Origin of the sequence: Bacillus sp. HMSC036E02, assembly GCF_001836235.1 — a bacterium.
GTDB lineage: Bacteria > Bacillota > Bacilli > Bacillales > Bacillaceae_G > Bacillus_A > Bacillus_A cereus.
The window spans coordinates 22,060-32,942 of sequence record NZ_KV827840.1; the positions used below are offsets into that span (position 1 = coordinate 22,060).

Sequence of the window (10,883 nt, forward strand, 5' to 3'; positions counted from 1 at the left end):
TTGGTCATCCTTTTTTTATTCTTCATTCTCCACAATATGTTTCAGCATGGATAATTTATTATCCCAAAAACGTTCATAATATGAGAGCCACTGTTGTAATTCTTCTAATGGTTCTGGATGCAAACGATATATCTTCTCTCTTCCGCTTTTTCTTCCACTTACTAAATTCGCTTCCGAAAGAATATGAAGGTGCTTTACAACCGCAGTACGACTCATCGGAAAATGATCCGTTATTTTGGAAATCGGTAACTCTTTGTCACTTAATAACCGTATTACTTCTCGGCGGGTTGGATCAGCAATTGCTTGAAATACATCATATTTCGCTGCTGACGAGGACACTTAGCCTTCGACAACCTTTTTCAGTTTTTCATTTACAATCGCTACCCAACCACCGCTCATTCTATCGCGAATAATAGAGCTCTTCGCATTTGCTTTCGGAAGAATTTCATCAGGATGTTTCCAGCCGCCGTGAATTAACGTAAATTCTGTTTTGTTATCTCCTAAGTCTTTCAAATCAAATGAAACAACCCAGCCATCTGTATCCCATGAGAAAGATAAATGGTTTGGCTCATCAATTTCTAACACTTTACATGGTGATGGCCCAAATGGTGATTGCACATGAAATTCATGTCCTACCTCTAATACAAAATCATTTGGCATAAACCATGACGCAATCCCTTCTGCAGTTGATACTACACTCCATACCTTTTGAATAGACGCGTTAAAAACGATTGTTTGTTTAATATCATTTAATGTATTTTGTTGTTCCATCTTCATTCTCCTTTACTCGGCGTTATAACATAACACCTTTTGGTTATACTTCGATAATATAACACCTTTTAGTTTCATGTCAACGCTAATTCTTTTACTGTTGAGAAATTCTCAACATTTTTTCAACAGGACAAACACCCTCTTAGCATTTCCTCATAATATACTCACAAAGGCAATATAAAATAAAAACTTCTCTCAACATGAAACTCCATCATTCATCTTGAGAGAAGCGCCTTACTTATATCATGCGTACTTCGTCTCTCCTCCTTCCCTCAAGGGACAATACGCGAGATATGACAAATCAGAAGGAATATGCCCACCATTTGAGTAGGTAGTTATTTCTCTTCTCCTCAACATTTCCTCAGGAGCGAAATGACTACCGACTCACTTTTTTCAAACAAAAATAAAAAGGGGATGAAAGCTATGTTCTATTGCATTAACTGCTCTGATATTCATCATGAAAAACATCCGAATGATAAAGTATTCAAAAACGGTTTTTATATTGATCCATTTTTAGGTGATCGTTATCACCTTGGTATGTGTAAAGATGCTCAAAATCATGAAACAGGGGAGCCTCTTTTAACGACAAAAAAATTAGGCACACCCCAATCTATTATGAACGTATTACCGACACATGTTGTCCCAACATAAAACATAAAAAAGAGCTGGGTGAGCCAGCTCTTTTTTATGCTTTATAAACGATCATTGCTGAAAAACAATAAATTTGGTTTTCATCGTCGTTAATGGAAACACCAACTTGATACTTAATATCTACAAAGTTGCTATCATCAATCTTTTTCAAAAACACATTCACAGCGTCTTCTAAGTCTTTTTCGTGACTTTCATCAAAAACTTTCACACGAATCATGTTAACACCATCCTAGATCGCAGCCCTCCGCCGCTTGATTATTGCCACGGTGCGTATCTATGATGCGATAAAACTTTCCATTCTCATATATATATCCGTCTTCTAACACATATTTTTTATCTTCAGTATAGACATAAAACTTACCTATCATAAATTTACTCGTATATAATTCCAAATAATTTGGTCTAAATTTAGCTACAACTTTATTTGTAATATCAATTTTTATTGTGCGCCCCACCTTCTCTCCCTCCTTTGCAAAGAACGGATTTAGGTATATTGTATTAGCGCTTTTACATTTTATGCTTAAAAATAAGTGGATATGCCCTCTTTCTCACCTGTACTATTTTTCTAAAAAAATCACTATAAAGTGAAACTTTAATCAGCCCGACCACCCACCTAACTTCTTTGCTTTCGCTGAATTTTTAGATGGGGGTCTTATTGCCCGTTAATGCGGGATAAATAAGTTCAAAAAAAACATAAAAAAAGCACTTTATCTTATTGACTATAATATAAATATTATGTTATCATATAAAATTTGACATTTTTACATACGTATGCTATCATTAAAAGTGGTTACCACATATGGAGGTGGATGATTTGTTTCAAATTGGTGATAAAATCGTTTATCCAATGCACGGTGCAGGAATCATCGAAGCAATTGAAGAGAAAGAAATATTAGGTACTTCACGTCAATATTGTGTGATACGCATCATTAGTAAAGATATGCAAGTAATGCTTCCGATGGATCAATTAAAAAAATCAGGTATTCGTTATATCGTTGATCGAGGTACGTTAGATGATATACTTCTTGAATTTCAAAACGGGGAGTCAGACCCATCACTCTCATGGAAACAAAGATATACAATGAATATGGAAAAAATGAAAAATGGCAATTTACAAGATAGCGCAGAAGTGGTTCGGGATTTACTTCGCCGTAATAAAGAGAGAACATTAAATGCGAGCGAAAAACAAATGCTAGATAATGCACGAAAAATGATGATCAGCGAAGTCGCGCTCGTACAAAATGTTACTGAACATCAAGCAACAGAATTTCTTCAAGATACAATTAATCACTAAATTTAAAATAGCTGGCCGCTATTTTTTTTGTAAAAAAAGGACGAAGAGTTTTATCTCTTCGTCCTTTTATATTACCCACGCCCAGCTTGAAACGATGGATATAACGTCATTCCACCATCTGCAAATAGCGTAATTCCCGTTACGTAACTCGCCTCTGATGAAGCAAGCCAAGTTGCTACTGCTGCGATTTCTTCAGGTTTTCCAATATAGCCCATAGGTATCATACTTTCTACGTCAGCACGTTTTTTAGGATCAGCAAACTTTTCTGCATTGATTGGCGTATTAATTGCACCTGGTCCTATATTATTTACTCGAATACCTTTTGGCGCATATTCTAGCGCTAACGTTTCTGTCATCAGTTTAATGCCACCCTTACTTGCTGCATAGTGCACAAATAGTGGCCACGGAATTTTCTCATGAACACTAGACATATTAATGACAGACCCTTTAATATCATGTTCTACAAAATATTTAATCGCTTCACGACTTCCTAAAAAAGCACCTGTTAAATTTGTATTAATTACCCTATTCCAATCTTCAAGCGGCATTTCATGCGACGGTACCGCGTTTTCTATCCCTGCATTATTAATCATAACGTCAAGCGTACCAAACTCTTTCACAGCAGATTGAATGAGATTCACAACATCTGATTCGACGGTTACATCACCTTTTACAGCAATCGCTTCGCCGCCTACCTTTTTAATTTCTTCTAACACATCATTCGCTTCTGATTCTCGTGAGCGATAATTAATAACCACTTTCGCTTTTTCCTTAGCAAACCTTACTCCCATCGCTCTTCCGAGACCAGTTGCTGACCCTGTAATAACGACAACTTTCCCTGCTAAATCACTATACATTTCCATACCTCCTTTAACTTTTGGCTATACCTAACATAATTCCGGCTGCGATAATAAAAACGATACCGACAACGATACCCGTTAATTGACGTTTCGTTTTCTTTTCACCTAATATAAGGATCCCACCAAGCGTGGAAATAATAATTCCCATTTGCGATAGCGAGAAACTTGTTGCGACTCCAACACGCGGCTGTGAAATGAATAAAAACATATTTCCAGCTGCCCAAATTAATCCTGGAATAATATTGCGAATTGCATATTTATTAAATGGATGATGTTTAAAGGTAAGCAAAATCCCACCTAACACCATACCAACTGCTTGTGGCAACAAAGCCGACCAGCCATCTACGTTAAATAACCTAATTACTACTACGTAAACTAAATAACCGACTGTTGAAATTAATAAAATTACGATACCTCTTTTAAAGTTTGCTGCTTGCTCTGCATTCTTTTCTTCTTCACTTTGAAGCGATGTTAAAATAACACCGATAATAATACAAACGAGCGCTAAAATCCCAAGGACGACCGATATTGTCGTGGACCATTCATGAAATACGATAACGCCAAATAAAGTCGTCGCGACTAATTGAAGTCCTGTTGAAATTGGCATCGTCCTCGAAACACCCATTAAATCAATACTTTTCAATTGATTTGCCTGACCAAGCGCCCAAAATAAACCTGACACAACTCCAACTCCGATAACGGTAGGTGTTAATACTGGCTTCATAAAAATATAAACAACAATTGAGAAAATAAGTGCTCCAAACGTTGTTCCGAGCGTTTGACTATACGGGCCCCCGCCCAGTTTTACGTTAAATAGCACAATACTTCCCCAAAATATAGCTGGTAAAATCGCTAAAAATATATCCATCACTCATTACCTTTCTTTACTAAATGCCATAGATTATCACTCTAAGTCGTTAGAGTGAGCTTTTATTTTTTCTTTTTCCCGTTCACAAACTTTTTCTGCAATAACGTCAGAAACATTCTTTTCTCGCTCCACTTTCTTTATCTTTACGTGATCTAAATGATCTTCCAAAGTAAGCGTAACTTTATCGTTCGGCGGATTATGCGCTCCTTGAAATGTAAGAAATTGTAGCTTCACTTCGTATCTAGGAACAAATTCATCTTTCTTGCCGAGACGCTTTATATCTATAACTGAAGCACATTCATATTGATCTTCTGTCACTTGTCTAATAACTGAATAGTACCTATTTGATAATGCACTCTCTAAAAGCTGTTCTCTTGATTCTTTCGCGAAAGAATCGCTTGGAGAAGAGAAAAAGGCCACACATAGCATTGTGATAACTACACATATTTTTTTCATAGTTCCCTCCTTGTTCTATAGATTAGTGTTCTCAAAACTGCCATAAAAAAACGACTTTCCCTATGTAGGAAAGTCGTTTTAATGAATCCAATATTAACCACCGCTCACTGGTGGAATTAGTGCAACAACATCACCAGATTGGACCCTGTCATCTTCATTTGCGTATTCTTCATTAATCGCAACCATAATTGGCTCTGAAACTGGTACATTATATTCGTTCGCAACAACATCTTTTAACTGTGCAACCGTAATATTTTCTTTCTCTATTTGTAATTCACTTGTCCCTGCTTCTTCTTGCAAGTGCGCAAATAACAATACTCTAATCATACTTATAGCTCCTTCCCAGGCTCTCCCGCCGGATATGGTGTTTTTTCTAATTGATCACCAATCCATGAGTCACCATCTTCCCAAAACTCCTTTTTCCAAATCGGAACAATTTGTTTTATGCGTTCCATAATATATTCGTTCGCTTCATAAGCCGCTTTACGGTGTGGTGTTGAAACAGCAACAACAACCGCTATATCAGAAATTTGCAACGTACCGATGCGATGTGTAATCGCAACATATGTACCTGGCCATTTCTCTTTCACTTCCAAGCCAATTTTCTCTAGCATCTTTTCTGCCATCGTCTTATAAGCAACATACTCTAAGTATAATGTACGACGCCCTTTCGTAAACTCTCTAACCGTTCCAATAAATGTTGTAACAGCACCGCATTCACGTCGAATTACTTTCTTCGTTACTTCTTCAATTGAGATTTCTGTATCAATTACTTCATAATATGTATTTATCATTTCGCACTCCTAACTGTTTGTAAAAACCAGTCTATGTACAACTCTTCTTCTGTTATATGAAATACTTTATATTCTTCTCTTATATTTGCCGGAACATCATACCACGTAATAACCGCCACTATATTTTCTACTTTATGTAAAAGCTCAATGTCTTCCGCAGAACGAAGTAACACTACTTTCGAGTAATTCTCTTTTTTATAGCCTTCTATTAAAATTGTATCCACTTCAAAAAACTCATATAAGCGAATAATTTCTTGCAAGGACCATTTCTTTCTTAGTGAAGAAAGTGAAAGCAATCCAGCGCCTTCTACACTACTTACGACAGCACCAGCTTTACGGTGTCTTTCGCTATCTTTTTGCGCTACTTCTGGAAAGCCTCCGTGCCCGTGATGTTTAATTGTAGCAACTTTCATTTTTCGTTCAGCTAATGCATGCACCACTTTCTCAACAAGTGTTGTTTTCCCGCTATTTTGATATCCTACTATTTGTAAGATTGAAGGGGCTTTGCCCATGGCCAATCACATCCCTCAGAGTGCTCCAACAATAATACGGATACTTTCATTCCGGTCTCAAATCCTCTCGTTCCTCCAGGTAACACGATAAAAGCATTCGCATCTGCAAGTGAAGATACCGCACTCGATTTATCTAAACCAACTGGCATCGCTTGTAACGCCCCGTCCACAATTGTTACGTTCGCTCTTACGAAACGAGTAAATGGATTTGGCTTTGGAAAATCTTTTTGTAAAATAGCATCCGCTCTATATACGTGAGGTTCCTTCGCATACAAATACGTTTTTATAATTGGATGCACAAATAATTCAAAGCCTACATAACAAGCAGACGGATTTCCTGATAAACCAAAGAGTAACTTTCCATCAACTTCAGCTACTGTCGTTACACTTCCGGGCCTCATGGCTATCTTATTAAAGAGTACATTTGCCTGTAACCTTTCATAAATAGCTGGTAAGTAGTCATAATCTCCTACTGATACACCGCCTGTTGTAATTAAAATGTCGACCTCATCCACCGCTGATTGAACAGCTGTAAAACATGCATCTAACTCATCCGCGAGTTGACCATAATAACGAACTTTCCCGCCAGCTTTCATAATTTGAGCTGCGATCATATACGAGTTACTATTTCTAATTTTCCCCGGTTCTAACGGCTCATGTACTTCTAATAATTCACTTCCTGTCGTTACAATACCGACAACAGGCTGTTTTACAACTTTCACAGTGCTATATCCAAACGTTGCTAATAAGGCGGCAACACCTGGATTAATTGCAACGCCTTTCTGAACGAGAACTTGATTTTGTTTTATATCTTCTCCTTTAAACGACACATTGTCACCGTTATTAAAAGGGCGTTTTAACTTCATATATGTTTTCCCGTTCTTCTCAAACCCTTCTGTCAGCTCTAGCATTACGACTGCATTGCAATCTTGTGGAATAGCTGCTCCTGTCATAATACGAACCACCTGAAAAGATCCTACTTCTTCTGTAAAAACAGAACCTGCCCCGATTTCTCCTATTACTTCAAATTCAACTGGATTCTCTTGAGTTGCTTCTTTCGTATCTTCTGCTCGAATGGCGAAACCATCGTAAGGGGAACGATCAAAATGAGGAACGTCATGATCTGAGACAACATCTTCCCCGAGAATTCTCCCGTAACTTTCCGTAATAGAAATTTCTTCTACTTCACCATGCTTTGCATATTTCATTATCCGTTCTACTGCCTCAGCAACTTGAATTGGAATTCGTTTTTCTACCATCGTTTCTCACCTCATATTTGCAATTTTTTTTATCTCGATTAAACTTTATATATTCAATAGAAATTACTTCAAGGAGGAATTCCATGTCTTCATTTACACACTTTAATGACCAAGGACGCGCGAAGATGGTTGATATAAGTGACAAAAAAGCAACCGTTCGAACAGCAATTGCGTGCTCTAGCATTGTCGTTACGAAAGAAATTTACGATAAAATCTCTCACAATGAAATTGGGAAAGGTGACGTATTAGCAGTTGCGCAAATCGCAGGCATTATGGCTGCGAAACGAACTTCTGATATTATCCCAATGTGCCATCCTTTACTATTAAAAGGTGTTGACGTTTCTTTCGATTGGAAACAATCAGAAGAACAATATCGTTTACTCATTGAAGTAAAAGTTAAAACAGAAGGTAGCACCGGTGTTGAAATGGAAGCTTTAACAGCTGCTTCGGCTACCGCTCTTACTGTGTATGATATGTGTAAAGCTGTCGATAAAGGTATGATTATCGGCGAAACGTACTTACTTGAAAAAACAGGCGGAAAAAGTGGAGATTATACGAGAAATTCATAATCCTTTCTCCGTTGAACCTAAAGGATTCCCTTTAGGTTCAACCTATATATCTTGCATATAAACTTTTCGCTACATTTATATCATTCGTCCCATGAATGAAAGCTCTGCCATCTGTAAATAAAACAAAACGATATTCTTCTACCGGAAACGACAATAAATAAGGTGTCGCCTTTATCTCTACGCTTCTTTGTAAGCGCTTTTTAATTTCTTCCAAATTAAAATTCTTCCGCACACCTGGACGAATTTGCACTGTATTTCGCCCACATAACACTTCTGTTTTCGTTTGTGCTTCAAATGTTAAACTCGGATATGTACGTAACCTTCCGCAAGATAAACAAGTATCTTTTTTCTGCCTATTCACTTTAAATGCCATCTGTTGATTATTCCAAAGATCAAATGATAACATCGTTTCACGAAGCGCTCCGTAGTCTTCTACTAATATTTTCAGCGCTTCCGTAGTTTGATGCGCAACTACTAATTGTACTGCCGGTTGTATAATACCAGCTGTGTCACATGTTGCTCCGCTCGCCGGATGCTCCATTAAACAGCGAAAACACGGTGTTTTCCCTGGTAAAATTGTATACGTTACTCCGTAGCTTCCAACGCACCCACCATATATCCACGGAATATTATACTTTTGTGAAATATCATTAATGAGAAGACGCGTTTCAAAATTATCTGTCGCATCTAATATTAAATCTACACCATTCACTAATTCTTCCATTTCTTGCACCGTTACATCTGTCACAACCGGAGTTATTTCCACCTCAGAATTAATCGCTCTTAAATGCTCTGCTGCCGCTACCGCCTTCGGTTTATACTGCTTTGCATCTTCTTCTGTATATAGTTGTTGTCTTTGTAAATTACTCCATTCTACATAATCACGATCAGCAATCGTTACTTTTCCAACACCCGCTCTAACAATCGCTTCTGCATTTGCCGCACCGAGAGCACCAGCACCAATAATAAGCACATGCTTCTCTCTTATTTTTCTCTGCCCTTCTTCTCCAACACCAGAAAATAATATTTGTCTTGAATATCGCTCCTGCATGCGATAGCCCCCTTTCTTATCCTCCTATATAAGACATTTCGATTTTCGGACGATTTTTTGCACTTTCTTCTGTTCGTTCATCCGAATACCTATCTTTTCTATTCATCCATACATCTTGTATAACACTTAATAACTCCTCATCCGAAAGATTTCCTCTAAGAAGTTCTCTTACATCCAAACCCTCTGTCGCAAATAAGCACGTATAAAACTTTCCATCTGCCGAAATTCTCGCCCTCGTACAAGAGACACAAAATGACTCAGAAACAGATGTAATAAAACCAACTTCAACATTTGTTCCAACGTACCGATATCGCTTCGCAACTTCACCAAAGTAATGCGCTTCAGCTGGCTCAAGCGGATACACCTTATGAATCATCTCAATCAATTCTCGTTTTGTAACGACTTGATCAAAATTCCACCCATTTGTACTACCAACATCCATAAACTCAATAAACCGAAGCGTGATTCCTTGCTCTTTAAAATACGCAGCCATCGGTAGTACTTGATGATCGTTCATCCCTTTTTTCACAACCATATTTACCTTTACTTCCAAGCCCGCCTCTTTAGCTGCTATAATTCCCTTAATTACCGGTTTCGTATTAATATTTCGACCATTAATATTCTTAAATATGTCATCATCTATCGCATCTAAACTAACATTCACTCTATGTAATCCAGCTTCTTTTAATGCCTTCGCTTGTTTCGTTAAATGAATAGCATTTGTCGTTAACCCTATATCTATTAGCCCATCAATTTTCACAAGACGTGCAATAAGTTTTGTTAAATCTTTACGAAGCAGTGGCTCACCGCCAGTAAGTCTAATTTTCCGTACACCGATGCTAACAAATAATTTTGCCAAACGCTCAATTTCATCAAAAGTTAGTAAAAACTCGTCTTTCAAAAAAGCATATTCTGGCCCAAATATTTCCGCTGGCATACAATATGTACATCTAAAATTGCAACGATCAATGACAGATATACGTAAATCTTGAAGTGGGCGTCCAAAAAAATCTTTAACCATCTCCTGCATCGCCACCCTCCCTTTCTGCCAAATTTCTTTCTTTTCATTCTATTATAATATATTTTCGAACTGCGATGTTTTTGCTCAAGTGAATAAAGTGAAACTTTAAATAATTAGAGGGGATTCACTCCCCCTGGTTAACGAGGTTTACTTACAAATACAAAGATAAAAAAACCTTGAAACATAAAAGCTTCAAGGTTCTCTGCTTATTAACTTAATCTAATAATAGTCAGGGTAGCCCCTGGCGTTGCCGTAGATAATGTAGCTATTGCAACTACTCCAAATAACTGTAAGCTAACAGTAGCTCCAGCAGGCAAGTTAGCAATTATTGTTGCACTAAATGAACCAGTAGCCACTGTCGGAGCGTTTATCGTTCCCGCAAGCGGACTGCCATTTACAGTTATACGAGAACTTACAAGTAATCCTGCCGTTAAATTAATTGTATAAGCTATATAATAATTTCCTGCATTCGCAACTGTAAATACAGTATTTCCACCACTAACGGTTATTCCTGGACCAATATTTTGATTGTTCGGTAATGGTACATTCGTACCACCTAATAAAACGGAAATAGCGGTTCCTGATGTATTATTCGCAAATGCATACGTTGCAGTTGTACTAACTCCGGTCGCTCCAGTGGCTCCAGCTCCGGTTGGACCTGTATCTCCAGTTGGACCTTGTGAACCGGTTGCTCCTGTAGCCCCTGTTGGACCTTGGATTCCTTGCGCGCCTTGAATTCCTTGTGGCCCTGTCGCTCCGGTTGCTCCTGTAGCTCCC

General features: G+C 37.8%; 17 protein-coding genes. 3 read left to right on the forward strand and 14 right to left on the reverse strand.

Annotated features, from left to right (window positions below; translation table 11 throughout):
- Positions 1–15 precede the first annotated feature (15 nt).
- Together HMPREF2590_RS12285 and HMPREF2590_RS12290 are read right to left on the reverse strand one after the other, a co-directional pair.
- Entirely contained in the window at positions 16–339 is a 324-nt protein-coding gene (locus HMPREF2590_RS12285; protein WP_000098837.1) for an ArsR/SmtB family transcription factor, read from the reverse strand.
- Positions 340–771 (reverse strand): SRPBCC family protein, encoded by a 432-nt coding sequence (locus HMPREF2590_RS12290; RefSeq protein ID WP_000437765.1) that lies wholly within the window; start codon positions 769–771, stop codon positions 340–342.
- Between the two features lie 423 nt (positions 772–1,194).
- Between HMPREF2590_RS12290 and HMPREF2590_RS12295 the strand changes: the two genes are divergently transcribed.
- Positions 1,195–1,422 carry a DUF3973 domain-containing protein gene (locus HMPREF2590_RS12295; protein ID WP_000498988.1) on the forward strand — a complete coding sequence of 76 codons (228 nt, stop codon included), beginning with the start codon at positions 1,195–1,197 and terminating at the stop codon, positions 1,420–1,422.
- A 34-nt stretch (positions 1,423–1,456) separates the two neighbouring features.
- Here the strand turns inward: HMPREF2590_RS12295 and HMPREF2590_RS12300 are convergent, their stop codons facing one another.
- Positions 1,457–1,639: a sporulation protein Cse60 gene (locus HMPREF2590_RS12300; protein ID WP_000621751.1), complete on the reverse strand. Its 183-nt coding sequence runs from the start codon at positions 1,637–1,639 to the stop codon at positions 1,457–1,459.
- 1 nt (position 1,640) lies between these two features.
- Positions 1,641–1,877 carry a DUF2553 family protein gene (locus tag HMPREF2590_RS12305; protein WP_000533804.1) on the reverse strand — a complete coding sequence of 79 codons (237 nt, stop codon included), beginning with the start codon at positions 1,875–1,877 and terminating at the stop codon, positions 1,641–1,643.
- Positions 1,878–2,221: 344 nt separating this feature from the next.
- Here HMPREF2590_RS12305 and HMPREF2590_RS12310 point away from each other — a divergent pair, with 344 nt between their 5' ends.
- Positions 2,222–2,716, forward strand: coding sequence for a CarD family transcriptional regulator (locus HMPREF2590_RS12310; protein WP_000451444.1), 495 nt, complete (start codon positions 2,222–2,224; stop codon positions 2,714–2,716).
- 71 nt (positions 2,717–2,787) lie between these two features.
- On the opposite strand, the gene HMPREF2590_RS12315 is transcribed toward HMPREF2590_RS12310, so the two are convergent.
- From HMPREF2590_RS12315 to moeA, 7 genes are all read right to left on the reverse strand, one after another.
- Positions 2,788–3,573 (reverse strand): glucose 1-dehydrogenase, encoded by a 786-nt coding sequence (locus HMPREF2590_RS12315; RefSeq protein WP_000286673.1) that lies wholly within the window; start codon positions 3,571–3,573, stop codon positions 2,788–2,790.
- A gap of 13 nt (positions 3,574–3,586) precedes the next feature.
- The gene (gene glcU / locus HMPREF2590_RS12320) at positions 3,587–4,444 is read right to left on the reverse strand and encodes a glucose uptake protein GlcU (RefSeq protein ID WP_000350861.1); all 858 of its coding nucleotides are present in this window, start codon (positions 4,442–4,444) and stop codon (positions 3,587–3,589) included.
- Positions 4,445–4,480: 36 nt separating this feature from the next.
- Positions 4,481–4,900 carry a DUF3888 domain-containing protein gene (locus tag HMPREF2590_RS12325; protein WP_000717679.1) on the reverse strand — a complete coding sequence of 140 codons (420 nt, stop codon included), beginning with the start codon at positions 4,898–4,900 and terminating at the stop codon, positions 4,481–4,483.
- Between the two features lie 93 nt (positions 4,901–4,993).
- On the reverse strand, positions 4,994–5,227 hold the full coding sequence (moaD, locus tag HMPREF2590_RS12330; RefSeq protein WP_000621778.1) for a molybdopterin converting factor subunit 1: 234 nt from the start codon (positions 5,225–5,227) through the stop codon (positions 4,994–4,996).
- Between the two features lie 2 nt (positions 5,228–5,229).
- Positions 5,230–5,694, reverse strand: coding sequence for a molybdopterin synthase catalytic subunit MoaE (gene moaE / locus HMPREF2590_RS12335; protein WP_000611226.1), 465 nt, complete (start codon positions 5,692–5,694; stop codon positions 5,230–5,232).
- Positions 5,691–6,206, reverse strand: coding sequence for a molybdopterin-guanine dinucleotide biosynthesis protein B (mobB, locus tag HMPREF2590_RS12340; protein WP_000513645.1), 516 nt, complete (start codon positions 6,204–6,206; stop codon positions 5,691–5,693). The genes moaE and mobB overlap by 4 nt, the downstream gene beginning before the upstream one ends.
- Positions 6,176–7,465: a molybdopterin molybdotransferase MoeA gene (gene moeA, locus HMPREF2590_RS12345; protein WP_070861407.1), complete on the reverse strand. Its 1,290-nt coding sequence runs from the start codon at positions 7,463–7,465 to the stop codon at positions 6,176–6,178. The genes mobB and moeA overlap by 31 nt, the downstream gene beginning before the upstream one ends.
- Positions 7,466–7,548: 83 nt before the next feature.
- On the opposite strand from moeA, the gene moaC reads away from it, so the two are divergent.
- Complete coding sequence (gene moaC, locus HMPREF2590_RS12350) at positions 7,549–8,034, forward strand: cyclic pyranopterin monophosphate synthase MoaC (protein WP_000094146.1); 486 nt, start codon at positions 7,549–7,551, stop codon at positions 8,032–8,034.
- Positions 8,035–8,071: 37 nt separating this feature from the next.
- On the opposite strand, the gene HMPREF2590_RS12355 is transcribed toward moaC, so the two are convergent.
- The 3 genes from HMPREF2590_RS12355 to HMPREF2590_RS12365 form a co-directional block, all read right to left on the reverse strand.
- A complete protein-coding gene (locus tag HMPREF2590_RS12355; protein WP_001158108.1) occupies positions 8,072–9,085 on the reverse strand; it encodes a molybdopterin-synthase adenylyltransferase MoeB in 1,014 nt (337 codons plus the stop codon).
- Between the two features lie 16 nt (positions 9,086–9,101).
- Complete coding sequence (moaA, locus tag HMPREF2590_RS12360) at positions 9,102–10,115, reverse strand: GTP 3',8-cyclase MoaA (protein WP_001157117.1); 1,014 nt, start codon at positions 10,113–10,115, stop codon at positions 9,102–9,104.
- Between the two features lie 200 nt (positions 10,116–10,315).
- Positions 10,316–10,883 (reverse strand): BclA C-terminal domain-containing protein (locus HMPREF2590_RS12365; RefSeq protein WP_481747576.1); only part of this gene is annotated, 568 nt, incomplete at its 5' end.